Below are 21,842 nucleotides of genomic sequence, written 5' to 3' on the forward strand. Positions count from 1 at the left end.
ACCTACCTCAGACCGGTTGGCAAGAAAAATTATGAGAAAGTGCTGGAGGCAACCGATTACGCTCTGTATAATGCCACGGCAATATTTTATCTTTTCACATCCACCTTGGTGAGATATTGCCCATGCTACGTATCAAGAAAGAAGCTCTGACATTTGACGACGTTCTCCTGGTTCCAGCCCACTCCACAGTTTTGCCTAATACGGCCGAACTTGGCACTCAACTGACCGCAACTATCCGCCTAAATATCCCTATGCTGTCCGCAGCCATGGATACCGTTACCGAAGCTCGTCTGGCCATTGCGCTGGCACAAGAGGGCGGTTTAGGTTTCATTCACAAAAATATGTCCATTGAGCGCCAGGCTGAAGAAGTCAGCCGCGTGAAAAAACACGAAAGTGGCGTTGTTACCGAGCCGCAGACTGTTACCCCAACCACCACCCTGCGCCAAGTGAAAGAATTGACTGCCCGTAACGGTTTTGCAGGTTACCCGGTGGTAACCGAAGATTATGAGCTGGTTGGCATTATCACTGGCCGTGATGTGCGTTTTGTGACTGACTTAGACCAACCCGTGACGGCGGTGATGACACCGAAAGAGCGTCTGGTTACCGTCAAGGAAGGCGAAGCTCGTGAAATTGTCTTGCAAAAAATGCATGAAAAACGTGTCGAGAAAGCATTGGTTGTTGATGATAGCTTCCATCTGCGCGGCATGATTACTGTAAAAGACTTCCAGAAGGCAGAGCGCAAGCCTAACGCCTGTAAGGACGAGCATGGCCGTCTGCGTGTTGGGGCTGCTGTGGGTGCCGGTGCTGGCAATGAAGAGCGTATCGACGCGCTGGTCACCGCGGGTGTTGATGTTTTACTGATTGACTCATCCCATGGTCACTCTGAAGGTGTTCTGCAACGAATCCGTGAAACCCGTGCCAAATATCCTAACCTGCAAATCGTTGGCGGTAACGTTGCGACGGGCGCGGGTGCAAAAGCCTTGGCTGATGCCGGTGTAAGTGCCGTAAAAGTAGGGATTGGTCCAGGTTCAATCTGCACCACCCGTATTGTGACTGGTGTAGGTGTGCCACAGATAACGGCGATTGCTGATGCAGTCGAAGCACTGGAAGGTACCGGTATTCCGGTGATTGCCGATGGCGGTATCCGTTTCTCTGGCGATATTTCTAAAGCCATTGCCGCGGGTGCTTCCTGTGTCATGGTGGGGTCTATGCTGGCAGGGACTGAAGAGTCTCCGGGCGAAATCGAACTCTATCAGGGCCGTTCATTCAAATCTTACCGTGGTATGGGCTCACTGGGCGCGATGTCCAAAGGCTCTTCTGACCGTTACTTCCAAACTGACAATGCTGCCGATAAACTGGTACCGGAAGGTATTGAAGGTCGTGTCGCATACAAAGGTTTGTTGAAAGAGATTGTACATCAGCAAATGGGGGGCTTGCGCTCCTGCATGGGGCTTACCGGTTGTGCCACTATCAATGAATTGCGTACCAAAGCTGAGTTTGTGCGCATCAGTGGTGCAGGGATTCAAGAAAGCCATGTGCATGATGTGACTATCACTAAAGAATCCCCTAACTATCGCATGGGCTAATTCCAGGGGCTTAAACCGGCGAATTTGGTCATCGTTCGCGGCTCGCATTGCTCATTGACTTAGTGTCAACTGCGTATGCTGTGCTGCGGGCGGTAACTAACTTTTTGGCTTCGCCGACTGGAATGATTCATAAATAATTATGGTAACTATTTAATTTTATTATTTCTCTGTGGAATACGCCGCACATGACAAAAAATATCCATAAGCATCGCATCCTTATTCTTGATTTCGGCTCGCAATACACCCAACTGGTGGCGCGACGCGTTCGTGAAATCGGTGTCTATTGTGAACTATGGGCGTGGGACGTAACCGAAGCTCAGATCCGCGAATTTAATCCAAGCGGCATCATTCTTTCTGGCGGTCCTGAAAGCACTACTGAGCACGACAGCCCACGCGCGCCTGATTACGTGTTCACTGCGGGTGTCCCGGTATTAGGTGTGTGCTACGGCATGCAGACTATGGCGATGCAACTGGGGGGCAAAGTTGAAGGTTCAAATCAGCGCGAGTTCGGTTATGCGCAGGTGGAAATCAAAACTGACAGCGCACTGATCCGCGATATCAAAGATGCTATCAATCCAGCCAACGAAGCAATATTGGATGTATGGATGAGCCATGGTGACAAAGTCACTGCCATCCCTGCTGATTTTGTGACGGTTGCCAGCACCGATACCTGCCCGTTTGCCATTATGGCCAACGAAGAGAAGCGTTTTTATGGCGTGCAGTTCCATCCAGAAGTCACACATACCAAACAAGGCCAACGCCTGTTAGAGCGCTTTGTGTTGGATATCTGCGGCTGCGAAGCCTTATGGACCCCGGCCACCATTATCGAAGACGCCATTGTTCGTCTGCGTGAGCAAATTGGTGAAGACCATGTGATTCTTGGCCTGTCCGGTGGTGTTGACTCCTCTGTGACGGCAATGCTGCTGCATCGCGCTATTGGTGACCGCCTGACTTGTGTGTTTGTCGATAACGGGCTGCTACGGTTGAATGAAGCCGACCAAGTGCTGGAAATGTTCGGTGATAAATTCGGCCTGAATATTGTTCATGTTGCCGCCGAAAATCGTTTCCTTGCAGCGCTGGCTGGTGTCGATGAACCTGAAGCGAAGCGTAAAATCATTGGTCGCGTGTTTGTCGAACTGTTTGATGAAGAAGCGTGTAAGCAAGATCAAGTGAAGTGGTTGGCACAAGGCACCATCTACCCTGATGTGATTGAATCAGCAGCGTCTGCTACTGGTAAAGCACACGTAATTAAATCTCACCACAATGTGGGCGGTTTGCCGAAAGAGATGAAACTGGGGCTGGTTGAGCCACTGAAAGAGCTGTTTAAAGATGAAGTACGCAAAATTGGTCTGGAATTAGGTCTGCCGTACGACATGCTATATCGCCATCCATTCCCAGGTCCAGGTTTGGGTGTACGTGTTCTGGGCGAAGTAAAAAAAGAGTATTGTGACTTGCTGCGCCGCGCTGATGCCATCTTTATCGAAGAGCTGCATAAAGCTGATCTGTACAATAAAGTGAGCCAAGCCTTTACCGTATTCCTGCCAGTGCGTTCTGTTGGTGTGATGGGCGATGGGCGTAAATACGATTGGGTGGTTTCACTGCGCGCAGTAGAAACCATTGATTTTATGACCGCACATTGGGCGCATCTTCCATACGACTTCTTGGGCCGCGTTTCAAACCGCATTATCAATGAAGTGAATGGTATTTCCCGTGTAGTTTACGATATCAGTGGCAAGCCACCAGCTACCATTGAGTGGGAATAAATACTATCACTCGTCGATAAGATAGTGTTCTGACATTAATTAAGCCTCCGAACTTTCGGGGGCTTTTTATTTTGGCTGCGATGAAATAAAAATTTATATTTTACCTTCACGGATAAATAAAAAATGAACGATGCTTTTGTGAGTATCGCTTTTAGGTAAGATTACTATATGTGAATATAAAAATTGTAACGCTTACCTTCCCATTTGATGTGAAAGATTATATTTGGTTTCTTTATAATTAACAGGTGAAATATGAATGCTAAAATTAGTATTTTGATTGTTCCTTGGATCTTTATATCAATATCCACAATAGCAGAGCATAATAATGAAGATAATGTCTGTTTTTATTCAAAAGATAATTACTCTGAAAAGGAGGACGGCACAAAATTTTGCGTGCCTTATTATACCGAGGATGAATGGCTATTTAGCCAATGGAATAATAATATTGCATCAATAAAAATTCCGCTAAATTTACGGGTTGAGGTTTTTAGTGATTATTCATTTTTGGGGAAGTCTGCTTCGCTTTATAAAAACACCAATGCGGCTGAGTTGGCTCAGTATGGATTAACAGCAGATATCAGTTCTTATCGTGTATTACCAAAGAGTTTATATCCTGAGAATAAGAGGGTGACATTCAATTACCATTCAGACATTTTAGCTGAAAAATATTTCAGCTATGATTATTATGTTAACAATGGTCATAGCATCTTTTTAACCAAGCAAAGTCAGCCTATTGGTGCTGATGGACAAAGTTCTTACTTCTTTTATAGTCATGCAGGGCAGATAATGACGGCCTTTATCGGGCAAGGGTTTGATCGCAACCTTTACTGTTTGTCACCGGTGGTTCGGCGTAGTTCCCAGCTTGATGCTGATGTGGCATTTACCTATTGTGATTTTAATAATTCTGGCCAGTATTGGTTCCCTCAGGTGGTAGAAAATGAAATAAGATTAGTCAATCAAGGGACGGGTACCGCGTTATCATTAGATCAAATCGGTTTCTATGTGAGCTTACATACTAGCCCGATTAATATTCTACATGGCAGGGAACAACATTCTCAGCAGGGGACCGTGAATAAATACACTCTATGGTTTGATGCGTCTACTATTGAAACGTGGCAGGAAAAGGCAGTAAGACCCTTTTTACAATATAAGGAAACGCTTGAATCAAGGGGTGTAAATGACCAACGTGAGGTAATAACCCATCGTTTGGACCAACCAGATGATACCTATATTTATTTGGGGAGTAAAAAAGGTAGGAATCATATTTATTATAATGCAGAAACTCAATTACTGATGGCTTATAATAAATTAAGTGAGGGTAAAGCGTTAATAGAGTCCTCGTGCCTTTCATTATTGAATGATGGCACTGACCAACCTTCGGCGATTAGCTTTACCTACCATCGCAGTAACTACAGTGATAATAGTTTAGAGTACCGTTGTGATAATGGAGTAGCTTATAATATATACAGCAAAAAATGGTACTTTATGGCTGACTGGGAATATCATTATCTCGTTAATGGATATAAAAATAAACTTTTGCATTTTTATATGAATGAAAAAACATCATATATTAACTTCAAAGGTGTGCTGACGGGGCCAAAATTAGGTGAATATATAGGTGCTGTAGTGAATTTTAATGAGCGAACCCCTCATGATGCTGTATTCATTAATAATCCGGCCTTAGGCTATGTGCTTGATGTAGAAAAGGCTATTTGTGCATTGCACGGATTTACCGATGATCAAGGCACACATTGTGGTGATCTAAGTGCCACATGGTCTGTAACAGATGCTGATAGTTGGGATGTTAGCCTCAGTCGCGACTATATGCCCTGGCTGCTGGCGCAAATTTCTCACAAGTTGCATACAAGTGAATGGACTGCTGCGTTGGATGCTTACCTGCAAAAAGTTGAAACACTGGAAACCTTCTTTGAGACAAATAAAGAGCATCCGGTCGATGATGCAATATGGCAACAAACCAAAACACTGCTGGTGGAGTTTTTACGTACCTATAACTCAACCGAATATCAGCAAGTTTGGCATCAAGTGGCATATGTCCTTAATCGTATTGAAGTAATGATTGAGGTGAAGGCATGATCCGGCTCTATAGTTACAAAATGTGATATGAATCACGTTTTGCTTTACCCCTTCACTGATGAGGTATAATCTTGACGAATCTTTACAACTCAACTAAATATTTAACATCCGCATCTCATAACTTACATCGTCAATAAGACGAGAAGTCCATTCATTATTAGTCAAGATTGCCACTGCCGCTGTGTAAAACGCAGGGTAGTTTAGCTCGCAGTAGCCCGCATCTGTTAGCACATGCCGATTAGCAGCATGTTCCTAAATACAACGGATGAATACTGCGTGCGTGCTGTTTTGTGGAGAAAAAACATGTCGGTAAATCTCTCTCCGATACCTCAGGTGCGGGGTATTTCACGCCGCCGTCTGCTGGGATATATCGGCGTCGGGCTAGTCAGTAGCCTGATGAGTCCCCTTTCACTAGATGCTTTCGCGGCATCGACCCAAACCTCGCCGCAGAATTTAGAAAGATTCATGTTGGTATCACGCGCATTGACCGGTAAGCGCCAGCTTAATGCGCAGATTGGTCAACGAATCTATCAGGTTCTGCTCGGGAAAATAGGCGGTTTTGACCAAAAACTCTCCTTGTTACAACCGTTGCCTTCGGGTGAACCTCAGCAATGGCTACCCCTGCAACAACAAATCGCCCGGCAAATATTGCAAGGCTGGTATATCGGCGTGATCGGTGAGGGAACCGATGCGGCGGTAATCAGCTATGAGAATGCGTTGATGTTCGATGCGGTATCCGATGTGTTGGTTATTCGCTCTTATTGCCCGAATAAACCCGGATACTGGGCTGTAAAGCCTGATGTCGCCTTATAATTTTGGAGAATACATTTATGGCTGACACACTAAAGGCGGATATCGTCGTTATTGGCTCGGGTGTTGCAGGAGGGCTGGTTGCCCATCAACTGGCCATGGCTGGCAAGTCAGTACTGGTTTTAGAGGCAGGTCCGCGCCTCTCTCGCTGGGAAATTGTAGAAAACTTCCGTAATCAGCCGGATAAATCAGACAACATGGCGCCATATCCTTCCACCGCGTATGCGCCTCATCCTGAATCTAACCCAAATAATAACTATCTGATTCAAAAGGGTGAACATCCGTATGATGTGCAATATATCCGCGCAGTGGGTGGCACAACCTGGCACTGGGCGGCTTCTGCGTGGCGCTTTTTGCCTAACGATTTCAAACTGAAAACCGTGTATGGCGTCGGGCGAGATTGGCCAATTGAGTATGCCGTGTTGGAAAAGTGGTATCTGCGCGCTGAACAGGAATTAGGTGTTTGGGGGCCAAGTGATGAAGATCTAGGATCACCCCGCAGTGAACCCTATCCGATGGCACCATTGCCATTATCGTGGAATGAACAGCGCATCAAGACGGTGTTAAATAGCCATGTTTTTAACGGTGGCAGCTTTAACGGCGGAAGTTTCAATGTGGTCACTGAACCGGTCGCCCGTAACAGTCGACCTTATGATGGCCGGCCAACCTGTTGTGGTAATAACAACTGCATGCCTATTTGCCCGATTGGCGCCATGTATAACGGTATCACTCATGTCGAAAAAGCCGAGCAGGCGGGGGCAGTCGTGCGCCCCAAAGCTGTGGTTTATAAGTTAGAAGTTAATGATAAACAACAGATTACTGCGGCACTGTTTAAAGATGAACAAGGCAATGAGCATCGGGCTGAGGGTAAATACTTCGTACTGGCCGCTAATGGGATTGAAATTCCGAAACTGATGCTGATGTCCACCGATGAGAAAAATCCACGGGGAGTGGGTAATAGTTCCGATATGGTGGGGCGCAATCTAATGGATCACCCCGGAACCGGGGTGACTTTTATGGCCAGTGAACCCTTGTGGCCAGGGCGTGGGCCGCAGGAAATGACGTCGATGATCGGCTTCCGTGATGGTGCATTTCGTGCTGATTTTGCAGCGAAAAAAATTCATTTATCCAATTTGTCACGTACCGATCAAGTCACGATTGAATTACTCAAACAGGGGGATTTGCAACTCGGGCCACAGCTTGAGGCCAAAATCCGTGACAGGGCCGCGCGTTTTGTACAATTCGACAGCTTCCACGAGATTTTGCCTCATGTCGAAAATCGCATTATCCCCAGCGCTAGCGAGAAAGACGCCATCGGCATTGCGAAACCCGAGTTTTACTATGCAATGGATGATTATGTGCGAAAAAGTGCGGTACACACTCAGCAGGTCTATGCCGAGGCGGCAAAGTTGATGGGGGGAACCGAGGTTAAATTCAACAATAACTTCGCCAATAACAATCATATTACGGGTACCACCATTATGGGCAGTGACCCGAAAGACTCGGTAGTGGACAGCGATTGTCGCACCCATGACCATAAAAACCTGTTTATCGCCAGTAGTAGTGTGATGCCAACTGTCGGTTCAGTTAATTGTACTTTGACGATTGCCGCACTCTCGCTGCGTATCGCTGAAACATTAAAGGCCGAGGTGTAAGATGAGAAAACAAACCTTGGGCTGTTCAGTGAATCTCCTGCTTATCGCATTAGGTTTAGCCGTAACTGGGTATGCCAGTGCTGATGCTGACCTAATTGCACGTGGTGAGTACCTGACTAAGGCCGCTGACTGTGTGGCCTGCCATACCACCAAAGACGGTAAGCCTTTTGCCGGTGGACTTGCCTTCAAGACGCCGATGGGCACGCTATATTCGCCCAACATCACGCCCGATAAAGAGACCGGAATTGGCAATTGGACGGATGAAGAGTTCTTGCGCGCATTACATGAAGGGAAAGGGAAAAATGGTGAGAATCTCTACCCAGCATTCCCTTACACCTCATATACCTTGTTGACGGATGCTGACGTCAAAGCCATTAAAGCCTATCTGTTTAGTCTGCCAGCAGTGCATCAAGCTAACCGCGAAAATGACATGCCTTTCCCATTCAACCAGCGTTGGGGATTGTGGTTCTGGAATTTGGTCAATTTCGAGGGGGAGCGCTTTCAGCCGGACAACACTAAAGATGCACAATGGAATCAGGGTGCTTACTTTGTTGAAGCATTGGGGCACTGCGCTGAGTGCCATACCCCGCGTAATATCACCATGGGGATGAAAGAGAGCAAAGCCTATGGGGGGGCAGAGATTAATGGTTGGACGGCGTTTAATATTACCTCTGATCCACATGCCGGTATTGGCGGCTGGAGTCAGCAGCAGGTGGTGCAATATCTGCGCACCGGCCATGTTGACGGTAAAGCACAAGCTGCCGGGCCGATGGCTGAAGTTATTGAGAACAGTACTCGCCACCTGAGCGAGAGTGATCTCAATGCCATGGCGGTGTATCTGCGTACCCTGGAGCCATTAAATCCAGATGACGAAACCAAGAGTCGTTCGGATTGGGGGCAAGCGGCAAGTAGTGTTAATTCCTTACGCGGTATGCCTTTCACGGCAGATAACAACACTGACGGCGCGCGCCTGTATTTGGGGAACTGTGCCAGTTGCCACAGTTTCACCGGTGAGGGCGTGAAAGACGGTTATTACCCTTCATTGATGAAAAACTCGGTGGTCGGGGCATCCGAGCCCAATAACCTGATTAATGTGATTCTCCACGGTGTGTCACGCAAAACCAATGACGGTGAAGTATTTATGCCCGGATTTGCTAACACCTTAACCGATGAGCAGGTTGTTAGTTTGAGTCATTATCTGCTACAGCAATTCGGACAACCGGCACTGAATATAAAAGCCGATGATGTGAAGGCGCTGCGCGGGGAATAGAAAATAAGCACAAGGAAACCCAGTTCCCTTGTGCTTATTTCTGATTTATCTGTGAGGGGAAAATAACCCATATAACGATGCAGCGATGTTTGATAGTAAGTTAGATATTAAATTTTATTTTTTAACTAATATTATCAATATTGTTCTTATTTAACCTTCTCATTATGCCAATGCATTAATGTATATTCGCCATCATTACTGATGCCGGTGGCAATAGCTACCCACCCCTGTTTTTGATAAAACGCCAGCGCCTGCTGGTTTTTTGCCAGACATTTGAGTGAGCCGTGGCTGGTAAATAGCTGTTGTGCTGCCTGCAATAAGGCTTTTCCCGTACCGGACTGTTGTAGTTCAGGGGCAATAAACAGATGATGCAGGAAACTCTCTTCCATAAAAATTGAGGCAAAACCTAAGTGTTGATCGCCATCAACGGCGACCAGCACAGTTTCACCAATGGTTGAGCGATCAAAATCTTCCAGCCTAAAGTGTTCAACGTCCAGCCAGGTAAAGGCTGCTTTACGTGATGCCAGATACAAGGTGCGCAGGAATGGCCGGTCACTTTCCTGATACTGACGAATCTTGATACTCATCCTATGGTTATACCTCCAAAACAGGGTGCTTTTGCGAAATTGATCATTGGTTGAGCCAATACATGATTGATCTTCTACCATCTGCCCATGATAATAACAATTCTGACTCGGGGTGCCTGCCACAAACAGTGGCATGGCTGAGATATTACCCGTATTACCTGATCTGGATTATGCCAGCGTAGGGAAGTCTCGGCACCTTAGGGTTCCGCCTTCTTGACCGCCGGTTAGGAGGAATATGTTCGTTCAACCTGCCGTTTTCTCTTTAGCTATTCTCGCTGTTGCTGCCATTCGATCTCCCATTGATATGAGTGTGGAGAGATATTCATGAAGCGAATTAATGCACTCACGATTGCCGGAACTGACCCTAGCGGTGGGGCCGGTATTCAGGCTGATTTGAAAACTTTCTCTGCTTTGCAAGCTTACGGCACCAGTGTGATCACCGCCTTGGTGGCACAAAATACCTGTGGTGTGCAGTCAGTTTATCCCATCGAACCGGCGTTTGTTGCAGCTCAACTCGATTCTGTTCTCAGTGATGTGCGCATCGATAGCGCGAAAATCGGTATGTTGGCTAATGCTGACATTGTCGAGATTGTTGCCACACAACTGCAACGTTATCCCATCCCATTTGTGGTGCTAGATACCGTTATGGTCGCCAAAAGCGGTGATCCATTATTGGCACCAGAGGCCGTAGACGCAGTACGTCAACTGCTGTTACCGCGAGTGGCTTTGATTACCCCGAATCTGCCAGAAGCAGCCGCGCTACTCAATTGCCAGCCTGCGCGCGATGAGCAACAAATGTGTGAACAGGGGCGAGCACTGTTGGCTCTGGGGTGTCAGGGAGTATTGATGAAAGGAGGGCATTTGAGCGGTGAAGATAGCCCCGATTGGCTGTTTACGGCACAAGGCGAACAGCGTTTTGTTACCCGCAGAGTAAATACTCGCCATACCCACGGCACCGGCTGCACCTTATCGGCCGCATTGGCGGCCTTACGGCCACGGCTCCACGATTGGGCAGATACAGTGAATGCCGCCAAACACTATCTGCAAGGTGCATTAGAACAAGCCGATACCCTTGAAGTCGGACAGGGGGTCGGGCCGGTGCATCATTTTCACCGGTGGTGGTAATCCCCTTCGTCGTTGAAGTCGCCGGGGTGTTAGCTGCGCTCACCCCCCCGAATCACTGACTTGAGTCAGCTCATCGGGATGTGTTCACTTGCCGCCTACCTGTAGCTCCAATGACTTTGGGGATCCTTCGTCCTTGAAGTCGCTGGGGTGTTAGCTGCGCTCACCCCCCGAATCACTGACTTGAGTCAGCTTATCGGGATGTGTTCACTTGCCGCCTACCTGTAGCTCCAATGACGAAGTGCATGCCTTATTTATTGAAATGGCAGAGATTTTTATGCCAATAAATAGCGCTGAGTCATCGCAAACATCGCGATAGCACGTTGCAAGTGATGGGCATCAAAACGGTTAAGCAGATAGCTGTCCGCGCCTTTGCGTGGGCGGATACACAGTGAGAGTTTTGGCTCGCCTGTTTCATCGTTAATCAGATCAAATTGATAACTGCCGATATCTTTTTCATCTTCACGCCAGGAGATTTGTACCGCAGGTAATGGGTTGCCTGCGCTAGGTTGGCGAACGGCAAAAAAGTACTCTCCGGCCCAGAACCCGGCGTAATCCCCATCAGCCTGTAGATGTTTGGTGCGAAAAATAGGCGCATCGACTAACTGACGGATAGTCTCGGGCGTTATCTGTTGTCGGGTTTGTTGCCACAGCGGGGTGTCATTTTCAAGTTGCCAGCAGGCTGCACCAAGATAATCATTCAATTCGCGCCAATCGGCATCGAGTTGCTGTAGCAACTCTTCATCGAGGATATTACGGTACTGCTGCATACCGCTGGGTTGTTCGCCCAATGTTTCGTAGGTGATTAACTCCATGGTGCGGGGTTTACGGCGAAAGCTCATCCACAACACGGCCTTCGGAATGCGAAATTCAATGGATTGAATGCTCAGACGATAGCGATCGCCTTTATTCACCACAAAACCATTGGCTGTACCGCGCTTATTTTGGTAATTACGTACCACCACCACGCTATTTAGCCCCATCCAGCCAGTGACATAATGCTCGCTGTCGGAATTGGCAACATCCAGATCGATAACCATCTGGATAATTTTATCCGTTTCAAGCTTAGCCAGCGGGTGGGCATCCCCGGCAGAGTAATACAGCTTCTCGGGTTCTTCGGGTAACTCAACGGTTAACATGGCATGGCCTTTTATCGGGTGGGCTCGGCTGATAGCTATCTGGTTCATAGCTTAACTCAAGCTGTCATACAGATTGTGATATAACTGGAATTAGGATGAAAATTCGTGCTATGGATCAACTTTTTCGCCGGTTGATGGTCATAGACAGGCAAGCTAATACCACGCCCGCTAAGCCGTTGCACAGAGCCTGGCTCACTGTCCGGCGAGTAGATTAATCAGATAATAAGGATTTCGATAATGAAAGGTAACAAAACCCGCCATTGTCTTGTGGCTGCGGTGATGCTCAGTGTCAGCTCCTGGGCTTTCGCGCAGCCAGCCACCACAACTGTCACAGCCACGTCAGTTGCCCAGACTTCTCCTGTCAAAAGCCGCCCGACCACGGCGGATCTGCTGCAACAGCCGGTGTATAAAAATAGCTGGCAAAAAATGGTGAAAAGCCAAAAGAATCTCCCCGCCTGGGCACGCAAAGGGGTGGGGACGTCAGCACCTTATGAGGTGATAAATTGGCAAGGGCAGCAATATAAGGTGGGGCGAATTTGTAAACCTCATGATTGCAGTAATAACTTTATGTGGGTGGCGTTTAGTCAGGATAAAAAACAAGTATGGCAGGCATGGGGAATGCGTATTTCCGTGGCAGACAAGCCACAAGCACTTGATAAACCGAGTGAGTTCGCGACCTATCAATGGCTCGGTCGTCCCAATGACAGTATCCAGGCCATGCTCAAAAAGCAGTTACAGCAAGATCCTAATTGGCACTGATTGAGGCAGGCCGCTAATAAGTAAATTTATCTAGATTAATTGATTATATTGATGAAGATGTCACTGGCGGATTTGAATGCTGGTTGCAGCGGCCTCGCAGCAGCGAGGCCTGAATCGTGAATGCAACCAACACAGCTACAACTTGAACGATGACGGGGATATCAACCAACGCCAGCTTGATGCAGGTCGTGCAGATTAATGGCTCCGACCAGTTTCCCATCCAGATTCACCACCGGTGCGGCACTGAGATGGTGCTGATGCAGTGCCTCCAGCGCTTCTCCTGCGCGCCATTGCTCAGGTAATCGGTAGCCTGGCCGTGTGATGGCATTTTCTAAGGGTTGCTGTAAGGTGCCACCTTTTACCAGCCAGCGGCGTAAATCACCGTCAGTGAATACCCCCACAACCCGTTGCTCCGGATCACATACAGCCACCAGCCCTAGTCCTGTACGGCTCAGTTCTAACATGGCTTCCATTACGCTGTCGGATTCATTCACCATCGGCAGGCGATCACCGGTTCTCATTAAGTGATGGACTCGATTAAGTAGCCTTGCGCCCAAGCTGCCGCCAGGATGTGAGCGGGCAAAATCTTCTGCACCGAAACCGCGATGGCGCATTAATGCCATTGCCAGAGCGTCCCCCATCATCAGGGTATTAACCGCGCTGGAGGTAGGAGCCAATCCCATCGGGCAAGCTTCGTGTTCGACACTGATATCCAATACACAGGCAGCACCCAGCGCCAGCGGGGACTCTTTGCCGCCAGTGATGGCAATCACGGGGATCTGGCTATCCGCCAACAAGGGCAGAATCAGGTCCAGTTCTTTGGCGCGCCCTGAGTAGGAGATAAAAATCACCACATCCTGAGGGCCAATCATGCCCAAATCGCCGTGCAATGCTTCCGCCGGATGTACAAAGAAGGAGGGGGTGCCAGTGCTGGCCAGTGATGCAGCAATCTTTTTACCAATATGGCCAGATTTGCCAATCCCTGAAACTACAGCCTTACCGGTGCAGGCTAATAATAACTCACAGGCGCGGATAAAATTATCATCTAAACGTGACAGCAGCTTATGCGCTTCTGTCAGTTCAATTTCCAGTGTTTCACGGGCATAGGTAATCAATGGATTAGTCATTTTTATCAACCAGAATGATGTTAATGCCCATGTCCTGTAGCGCTTGCAAATATTCTGGGCTAATACCCTTATCTGTAATCAGGATATCAACTGCACTTAACGGGCACACTACATTTGGGCTTTTACGGCCAAATTTGGAGGAATCGACCAGCAAAATAATGCGGCTAGCGGCACGGCACATCGCCGTACTAACATGATAAACTTCGTTAAACGTGGTGACACCTGCTTTCAGATCGACACCATCTGCACCGATAAACAGTTGATCGAAACTAAAATTATCAAATGCAGATTCTGCCAGACTACCATGAAAAGAGGCTGAACCTTTACGGTAAGTGCCACCCGGCATCAAGATAGTTTGATCGTTATCCAGCTCAACCAGTTCATTGACGATATGCAGGCTGTTGGTCATCACCGTGATATTGTTGAACTTTGTCAGGTGGGGAACCATTTGCAACACGGTACTACCGGCATCAAAAACCAGGCTATCACCGTCTTTAATCAGTTTGCTGGCAGCTTGAGCAATTTGCTTTTTCTTATCGGTATTAATGTGAGTTTTACGGTCAATGGGTTGTTCTATATCATCACGATTTAATACAACCCCACCGTAGGTACGGATAACCGCCCCTTCATTTTCAAGACTGGTTAAATCCTTACGAATTGTGGTACCGGTGGTTGAAAAATGTGCGGCGAGTTGATCGACGGCCGTCTTTCCGTGTTGTTGGAGATATTCCAGTATTGCAACCTGTCGCTGCTTTGGCTTCATAACGATCCCCGCTCAAGTATTTCCATTGCCTCTTTTTCAGGCATAACTTTCACATGAAAAAGAATAGCTTTCATTGTGAAAATATCATGATTTCGGTTTAATCGCTAATAATAGTGCAGTTTGACATGCTTTATCCGTAGGGAAGATCACATCCGGGATTAAATCCTGCTGATGTAAGCCATGAAGCTGAGGTAATGGGCGTGGGCGGGCGAAAACGCTAATGCCACGCATGATCATGCTGTCACTGACCCGCATATTCTCATCGAAAGCCAGCGCCATTACCACGCGGGGCTTAAAGCGCCCACCAGATCGGCCAACACCAACTGATTTACTGTGCTGACACAGGCGATCAAAAGCACGGTTAAACCGATTGATTTGCCACCAGCCAAGCATGATTTGCAGCACCCAGGCGATGATAACAATAGTGATCAGTGCTGATGTTGGAGACATATTTTTATCCTTCTTACTTGACGTTGCAGCAGTGTTAGCTGCGTTCGTTGCTTGGCCCATCCTTGGGCCTCGCCTCTGTGAGACCGCTAGAAACAGTCCCCTTAGCTTGCTGGGATGACAAACTGTTTTTTCAGACAACATCAAACTTAAAACATCACCTGACCACCGGTAATATTAATTGATTGTCCGGTGCAATAGGCGGCTTTATCGCTAGCGTAGAACAACAGCATGTTAAGCACATCCTGATAATCACAACCCCGTTTTAGTGGCACTTTATCGGTGTAATATTTTTCAACTTCTTCCGGTTGAATACCCAACTTTGCAGCGTACTGCGGTAAAAGAGATTGGAACATCGGTGATTTCAACAGATTGCCTAACATCAAGGAATGTACCGTGATACCGTAGTCAGCCAAGTCCAGAGCCAATGATTGGGTCAAACCAACGCCACCAAACTTGGCAGCACTGTAACCCGAGTTGTGTTTACTGCCCACTTTACCTGATTTGGAGTTGATCTGGATAATTCGCCCGGCAACGCCATCACGGATCATCAGGCGAGAGAATTCACGAGCACATAAGAAGTAACCGACCAGATTGACCTGTAGTGAACGGTCAAAATCATCCAGTGGGAAATCAGTAATCGGTGCGGCCTTGGCAATGCCTGCGCTGTAAACGAGCAGGTTAGTTTGATGGAAACTTTGATCTACTGCTTTTGCCAGCATCTGCACGCTGCTTTCATTGGTGGCATCAACCTGAAAACCACGGGCGCTATCTGCGCCGTATTCGGCATTAATCTGATCAGCGACTAACTGTGCGTTATCTGAATTTAAATCAGCAACTGCAACTTTATACCCTGCTTCGGCAAGACCATGACACAAGAATGCGCCCAATGTTTGTCCACCGCCAATAACTACTGCTACTTGTGACATAACTACCTCCAAAATTATCCTTGGTACTTGAAACTGCAGCGGTGTTAGTCGAACTCACTCACCCGAATCACTGACGAGAGTCAGCTCATCGGGATTTGTTCGTCTACTTCCTTTGCAATTCCAATTACTTCGGCTAATACCCTTAGTACTTGAAGTTGTCGCAGGGTTAACTGCGATGCTAATGACATCGGGTATAAATGAATAAATTAACGAATAAATTTCAGTGAGCTACCGATAGGAATATCATCGGGTGTTGGCCCTATTACATGGATAGAACCGGGGAACTCAGGTTGCTTATCACCATTAAAACGAATGGTGACATGACCCAATTCACGCAGGTTCTGAGTTGCCACCTCGCCAACTGCGGTGATGACATAGCGCAGATCAGCCAGTTCCATAATGTTGCCAGCCTGTAGCTCTCCATCGGTGTCGCTGTGCTGATGGATAAAACAGAACTCTTCAATATCTTTGGGTGCCCCTTCGCGGAAGGTGATAAGCATGTCATCAAGCAGCGCCTCGCGGGCGCTGTCGCCGATATTGGTAATAGTTGTCTGATAAATAGTATTCATACGTACATCCTTAACCGTTGAATGTATTACAGATAATTTTGTATTTAGTGCTTACTGATAGATAAAGGCTGATGCTGCCCAGGCAATCAATACTGTTGGCGCTCCGGTAAGGAAACGGCCAACCAGAACCGAAGGGACACCGACACGAACGGTATCTTGTTTCGCTTCGGCCAGAGACAGACCTACTGGGATAAAGTCACATGCTGCTTGGGCATTAATTGCAAATAACGCTGGCAGGGCTAATTGCGGTGGAATATTCCCCAAACCAATTTGTACCCCAACCAATACGCCGATAACTTGTGCGATAACGGCCCCTGGGCCTAAGAACGGTGACAACAGCGGGAAGGAGCAGATCAGTGCCAAGAGCACTAAGCCTATCGGGCTGCTGGCCAGCGGTGTTAAGCCGTGAGCGATAAAGTCGCCCAAACCGGATGCCATAATGATGCCGATTAACGCCGAAACGAAGGCCATAAACGGTAGGATAGTTTTCAGTACGGTATCGATGGTGTCGCGGCCTGACTGGAAGAATACCGCCACAACAGACCCCATCCCCATCCCGACTTTCGCCAGTAACCCGTCACTTTGTTCGGTAATTTTCTTGCTGGTATCGTAATCACGGCCAGCTTTGCTTGCGGTTGCGGTTGCCGGTTCTGCTGGTGCAGCCGTTGCGGTGGCGTGATCGGTTCCACTGACTTTATGGATATTTTTTTCACGCACACCGGAAACATAAATATCTTCCAGTATGTATTGCGCCATCGGCCCGGATTGACCGGTTGAATGGATATTAACGGTTGGAATACGGCGTTTCGGATACAGGCCACAGCGCAGGGTGCCACCACAGTCAATAATCGCCACGGCGATCTCTTCGGCTGGTGGTTCACCTTCTTTGAACCCATCCACCGCTTCCCAGCCAGTCAGTTCACTGATACGGTCAATAATGGCCGGGCGGGTACCCGCGGTGATATAGACAATTTTCTTACCCGGTACGATTGGCAACACTAATGGGCCACCCCAGCCGCCTTCGCCTTTTTCAATCCTGATGAATTCACTCATGCTCTGCTCCACACAGTATGTATTTAATTTACATATTAAAGTTGTACGTTACGGTCCAGACGGATGCCCATTTTGCGTTCAAAGATGGAGGTCGTCAGATCGGTAACCCAGCCACGGAAGAAGTTGGTGAACAACCCAACCAGGAAGTAGCTAACAGCCAGCGGGCCGAGGGGTAAGCCCAGTGTGGTTAAACCACTGGCAATACCTAAGAACACGAACAACTCACCTGGGTTAATGTGTGGGAACAAACCATTCATTGAGTGGCAACTGTAAGAGGCGGCCGCGTAATAACTTGGTTTATATTTTTCTGGCATAAAACGCCCGAGACTTAAGGTCATCGGGTTACAAAATACAAAGGTACCGATCAGCGGCAGCAACAGGTAACGGGAAACAGGGTTACCGGCACAGCGTTGAGCCAATCGTTCAATCCTATCCTGACCAACAAACTTGATCAGTGCATTCATGATTACTAACAAACTGATTAATAAAGGTAAGATCCCGGTGACCATGCCAACAAAAACTTCGCCCCCTTTTTGGAAGAGTCCGATAAACCACTCGGCTCCATGGGTTATGAGGTCAATCATTTTTTTCTCCTGTAATCGAGGTTATGGCTGTTTTTATAAACTTTTGTTTTGAAAAGAAACTTCAGGAACCGCGTGATAAAGCGGTATTCAAAATACTGAGGTTCCAGAATGGACTTCAGCATCTTGTCTGTCGCCATGTGAACTACCATAATCATTTTTTAGATCTATTTATTGCATATGGATCACACTTTGAAAGTAAAACCTTTCAAAGTGAAAATTAAATGTAAAAGAAAAGAGGTTTGAAATGAAAGGTTTTTGCGTAAGAAAATGCGTTAACTCGAGCTAAAGCCAGGTCAACGTTGAGTTAGGCAGAGCGATAAGGGTAATAAAATCTAGAAGAATCATGGGCTAACCGAAGATAGCCCACAGATTGATATTTAGCCCAGCAGTTCACAATTTGGCGGCAGACGGCAGCCAATCGCATTGGGGATTATTTCGATACGGAAATGCTTGCCTGCCAGTGGTTCGCCATCCAGATTAAAAGTGATGTCATGGGGGGCTGTGATTTCCAGCCAAGGCAAGGTAGCCTCCACTACATTTTTATTTTTCTCACCACTGAACACGCTGGTCAGTAGGGCAGGAAGTAATTCTTCTGCGGTCAGCAACCGCAATTGCAGCAAGCCATCATTAATCAGTGCATCGGGGCAGAGAGGCTGTCCACCACCGGCTTGCCGACCGTTGCCGATACCTATTACCAGTGCATCACCCGCCCATTCGAAATCCGGCCCATGTATTTCACAACTGTCTGCTTTAATCGCATCCATGCGCATCAGGCCATGAATAAAGTATGAAGCCCCACCCAGTACGGCTTTGAGTTTTTCCGGTGTCTCAGTGGTAATGCGAGTGCCAAAGCCACCGGTCGCCATATTGATAAAGTAGTGCTCGCTATTTACTCGCGCGATATCAATGGTGACCGCCCGGCCTTTGACTGCCAATTGAAATGCATTTTCTATGTGCAGGGGAATGTTACAACTGGTGGCAAAATCGTTGGCTGTACCTAAGGGCACAATACCTAAATTGGGGCGATTGTAGGAGGGCAGGGCCATCAGCGCGCTGGCGACTTCATTAATAGTGCCGTCTCCACCCCCGGCAATTACCGTATCGACCCCCAGACCGGCAGCTTCGCCAACATAACGCTTCGCATCCCCGTGTTCCCAAGTGACTCGAACATGAAGCATAATGCCTTCATCACGCAAGTTCTTGACGGCATTGCGAACTTCAAGATTACCCGATTCCTTACCGTTCAAGATGAGAAGGGTACGTGGCATTGAGGTCATAACGTGCTCCAATCGTTTCTGCGATAGGAGTAACAGTAACCCATAGCTGTTTAATTTACCTATCCCCTTCTTACTTGAACTTGCAGCGGGGTTAGCGGCATTCAAATCTGCTCCTGACAGATTTGTCACCCGAATCACCTGACTGCGTAAGCTCATCAGGATTAGTGAGGGGCTAGCATAAATGCAGCGCGAATCACTTGCTGGTAGTGGGTTTGGCTTCTTTAGCTATATGAGATTATTCCGACAATATTGCAAATATCAATTATCTTTAAGTTTAATAAAAAGAGGTTTTATTTTTGTTGGGATATTTATTTAACGGAGATAATTATTATTTGATGGTGAGGTTATTCATAAAACAGGCTTTCTTATTATTAGTTAATAGCTTAACAAGAATCATTAATAATAAAATTTAGGAAAAATTAATAGTAATCAGATGGATAGGGCCATAAAAAAGAAAAGGCCAGCCCAAGGGAGATTGGGCTAGCCAAGGAGGTGGTTCCTAGTCTTGCTGTAAAACTTTTTTAGTTCTTGATTGTACTCGAGCTATGCTACCCCAGCGTAATTATAATTGATGTGATCCATTTCTAATATTTGCTAAAAATGCCATCTTGGCGATGGCATTATTTTTTTATCGCTTTACGTTACGCTTTTTCATGGGGATTTCGGCTATTTGTCCCATTTAGATTACGTACCAGTAAGCCATATTCCACGTTAATGTCCGCGGGGATGGGCAAATACATGATATGACCATTACCCGGTGCAATATCTGCCGGCTGACCTTTTTTATCTTGCATGCTGTCGAGAATAAACTGGATATTGCCGTTTGGCGTCATCAGCTCAACACTATCACCAACCGAGAATTTGTTTTTGACCACCACTTCAGCCAAGCCGTCACGACGCACTCCGGTAAACTCACCGACAAATTGCTGGCGTTCAGAAACTGAATAGCCGTAATCGTAAGTTTGTTGCTCTTCATGCACATGACGGCGCAGGAAGCCTTCGGTATAACCCCGGTGAGCCAAGCCTTCCAGTGTGGTCAACAAGGTTGGATCAAAAGGTTTACCCGCAACGGCATCATCGATAGCACGGCGGTAAACCTGTGCGGTACGCGCGCAATAGTAGAAGGATTTAGTCCGACCCTCAATTTTCAGTGAATGCACACCTAATTGCGTCAGGCGTTCCACATGTTGAATAGCGCGTAGGTCTTTTGAGTTCATGATGTAAGTGCCGTGCTCATCTTCGGTGGCGGTCATGTACTCACCAGGGCGCTGTGCTTCCTCAATCATAAACACTTTATCGGTTGGTGCACCGATACCCAGTGTTGGCTCGATATTCTTTACCGCAATCGGTTGGTGAATATGCACGATGTTGCCGATTTCATCTTCTTTGCCTTCCTGAACATTATATTCCCAGCGGCAGGCATTGGTGCAGGTTCCCTGGTTCGGGTCGCGTTTATTGATATAACCAGATAGTAGGCAACGGCCGGAATAGGCCATGCACAGTGCGCCGTGGACAAAAATCTCCAGTTCCATATCAGGAACTTGTGCGCGTATTTCTGCAATTTCTTCCAGTGATAACTCGCGGGAGAGAATAACGCGGGTCAACCCCATCTGTTGCCAAAATTTGACGGTAGCCCAGTTGACGGCGTTAGCTTGTACTGACAGATGAATATCCATCTGCGGGAATGCCTCACGTACCATCATGATCAAGCCGGGATCCGACATAATCAGTGCATCCGGCCCCATATCGATCACCGGTTTTAAATCACGCAGAAAGGTTTTCAGTTTGGAGTTGTGGGGGGCAATATTTACGACCACATAGAAGCGCTTACCGAGGACATGCGCTTCCTGAATACCTAATGCCAGGTTCTCGTGATTAAATTCATTATTACGCACCCGTAGGCTATAACGTGGTTGGCCGGCGTAAACCGCATCTGCCCCATAAGCAAAGGCATAACGCATGTTTTTAAGGGTACCGGCAGGCGATAATAATTCCGGGGTAAAAGGAATAGATGAAGACATATAAGTGGCTCTCAGTCTGAGTTCAAGTCAGAACCACGCCCGAAGGGGTGGTTAAAAGCCGGGGATTGTAACCTTGCCAATCAGGAAAATCAGCCATCGCACAATTTTTGTAAGGTTTAAATGATCTGGATCAGTTTAAGCGGATTTTAATGTCTTGGAGCATAAAGGAAAAATTCGTTAATTGAGCGATTTTTTGCTCATTTTTTGACTAAATGATTTTCTTTGAGTAATATTTTGCACATAAATACTGATTTATTCTTTATATGAGCAGTTTTTTGCTCAAGAGG

The 21,842-nt window shown here is 47.2% G+C and carries 19 protein-coding genes and 1 riboswitch; of the genes, 8 read left to right on the plus strand and 11 right to left on the minus strand.

What is annotated here, in order from left to right:
• The first annotated feature begins 122 nt into the window (after positions 1 to 122).
• The 6 genes from A6J66_022690 (at position 123) to A6J66_022715 (ending at position 9,178) form a co-directional block, all read left to right on the plus strand.
• Positions 123 to 1,586 carry an IMP dehydrogenase gene (locus A6J66_022690; GenBank protein PNM26709.1) on the plus strand — a complete coding sequence of 488 codons (1,464 nt, stop codon included), beginning with the start codon at positions 123 to 125 and terminating at the stop codon, positions 1,584 to 1,586.
• Positions 1,587 to 1,771: 185 nt separating this feature from the next.
• Complete coding sequence (guaA, locus tag A6J66_022695) at positions 1,772 to 3,349, plus strand: glutamine-hydrolyzing GMP synthase (protein ID PNM26710.1); 1,578 nt, start codon at positions 1,772 to 1,774, stop codon at positions 3,347 to 3,349.
• Between the two features lie 300 nt (positions 3,350 to 3,649).
• Entirely contained in the window at positions 3,650 to 5,443 is a 1,794-nt protein-coding gene (locus A6J66_022700) for a hypothetical protein (protein ID PNM27131.1), read from the plus strand.
• Between the two features lie 246 nt (positions 5,444 to 5,689).
• Positions 5,690 to 6,256, plus strand: a complete 567-nt coding sequence (locus A6J66_022705) for a 2-keto-D-gluconate dehydrogenase (GenBank protein ID PNM27132.1) — start codon at positions 5,690 to 5,692, stop codon at positions 6,254 to 6,256.
• 17 nt (positions 6,257 to 6,273) lie between these two features.
• Positions 6,274 to 7,908, plus strand: a complete 1,635-nt coding sequence (locus A6J66_022710; GenBank protein PNM26711.1) for a GMC family oxidoreductase — start codon at positions 6,274 to 6,276, stop codon at positions 7,906 to 7,908.
• 1 nt (position 7,909) lies between these two features.
• Positions 7,910 to 9,178: a gluconate 2-dehydrogenase gene (locus A6J66_022715; protein PNM26712.1), complete on the plus strand. Its 1,269-nt coding sequence runs from the start codon at positions 7,910 to 7,912 to the stop codon at positions 9,176 to 9,178.
• 146 nt (positions 9,179 to 9,324) lie between these two features.
• Here the strand turns inward: A6J66_022715 and A6J66_022720 are convergent, their stop codons facing one another.
• Positions 9,325 to 9,765, minus strand: a complete 441-nt coding sequence (locus A6J66_022720) for a GNAT family N-acetyltransferase (protein PNM26713.1) — start codon at positions 9,763 to 9,765, stop codon at positions 9,325 to 9,327.
• A 98-nt stretch (positions 9,766 to 9,863) separates the two neighbouring features.
• A riboswitch (TPP riboswitch) is annotated at positions 9,864 to 9,967 on the plus strand.
• 122 nt (positions 9,968 to 10,089) lie between these two features.
• On the opposite strand from A6J66_022720, the gene thiD reads away from it, so the two are divergent.
• Positions 10,090 to 10,890, plus strand: a complete 801-nt coding sequence (thiD, locus tag A6J66_022725; GenBank protein ID PNM26714.1) for a bifunctional hydroxymethylpyrimidine kinase/phosphomethylpyrimidine kinase — start codon at positions 10,090 to 10,092, stop codon at positions 10,888 to 10,890.
• Positions 10,891 to 11,162: 272 nt separating this feature from the next.
• Here the strand turns inward: thiD and A6J66_022730 are convergent, their stop codons facing one another.
• On the minus strand, positions 11,163 to 11,927 hold the full coding sequence (locus tag A6J66_022730; protein PNM27133.1) for a hypothetical protein: 765 nt from the start codon (positions 11,925 to 11,927) through the stop codon (positions 11,163 to 11,165).
• A gap of 336 nt (positions 11,928 to 12,263) precedes the next feature.
• On the opposite strand from A6J66_022730, the gene A6J66_022735 reads away from it, so the two are divergent.
• Positions 12,264 to 12,785: an inhibitor of vertebrate lysozyme gene (locus A6J66_022735; GenBank protein PNM26715.1), complete on the plus strand. Its 522-nt coding sequence runs from the start codon at positions 12,264 to 12,266 to the stop codon at positions 12,783 to 12,785.
• 161 nt (positions 12,786 to 12,946) lie between these two features.
• Here A6J66_022735 and A6J66_022740 read toward each other — a convergent pair whose 3' ends face one another.
• The 9 genes from A6J66_022740 to A6J66_022780 form a co-directional block, all read right to left on the minus strand.
• On the minus strand, positions 12,947 to 13,912 hold the full coding sequence (locus tag A6J66_022740) for an arabinose-5-phosphate isomerase GutQ (GenBank protein PNM26716.1): 966 nt from the start codon (positions 13,910 to 13,912) through the stop codon (positions 12,947 to 12,949).
• Positions 13,905 to 14,675, minus strand: a complete 771-nt coding sequence (srlR, locus tag A6J66_022745; GenBank protein PNM26717.1) for an HTH domain-containing protein — start codon at positions 14,673 to 14,675, stop codon at positions 13,905 to 13,907. Before srlR ends, A6J66_022740 begins: the two co-directional genes overlap by 8 nt.
• Positions 14,676 to 14,759: 84 nt before the next feature.
• Positions 14,760 to 15,125 carry a transcriptional regulator GutM gene (locus tag A6J66_022750; GenBank protein ID PNM26718.1) on the minus strand — a complete coding sequence of 122 codons (366 nt, stop codon included), beginning with the start codon at positions 15,123 to 15,125 and terminating at the stop codon, positions 14,760 to 14,762.
• 146 nt (positions 15,126 to 15,271) lie between these two features.
• Positions 15,272 to 16,051 (minus strand): sorbitol 6-phosphate dehydrogenase, encoded by a 780-nt coding sequence (locus A6J66_022755; GenBank protein ID PNM26719.1) that lies wholly within the window; start codon positions 16,049 to 16,051, stop codon positions 15,272 to 15,274.
• A gap of 206 nt (positions 16,052 to 16,257) precedes the next feature.
• Complete coding sequence (locus A6J66_022760; GenBank protein PNM26720.1) at positions 16,258 to 16,620, minus strand: PTS glucitol/sorbitol transporter subunit IIA; 363 nt, start codon at positions 16,618 to 16,620, stop codon at positions 16,258 to 16,260.
• Between the two features lie 51 nt (positions 16,621 to 16,671).
• Entirely contained in the window at positions 16,672 to 17,673 is a 1,002-nt protein-coding gene (gene srlE, locus A6J66_022765; protein ID PNM26721.1) for a PTS glucitol/sorbitol transporter subunit IIB, read from the minus strand.
• A gap of 35 nt (positions 17,674 to 17,708) precedes the next feature.
• Positions 17,709 to 18,257, minus strand: coding sequence for a PTS glucitol/sorbitol transporter subunit IIC (gene srlA / locus A6J66_022770; GenBank protein ID PNM26722.1), 549 nt, complete (start codon positions 18,255 to 18,257; stop codon positions 17,709 to 17,711).
• Between the two features lie 377 nt (positions 18,258 to 18,634).
• A complete protein-coding gene (yegS, locus tag A6J66_022775) occupies positions 18,635 to 19,525 on the minus strand; it encodes a lipid kinase YegS (protein PNM27134.1) in 891 nt (296 codons plus the stop codon).
• Positions 19,526 to 20,175: 650 nt separating this feature from the next.
• Positions 20,176 to 21,570, minus strand: a complete 1,395-nt coding sequence (locus tag A6J66_022780) for a U32 family peptidase (GenBank protein PNM26723.1) — start codon at positions 21,568 to 21,570, stop codon at positions 20,176 to 20,178.
• Positions 21,571 to 21,842 lie beyond the last annotated feature (272 nt).

The organism is Yersinia enterocolitica (assembly GCA_002082245.2).
Lineage (GTDB): Bacteria > Pseudomonadota > Gammaproteobacteria > Enterobacterales > Enterobacteriaceae > Yersinia > Yersinia enterocolitica_E.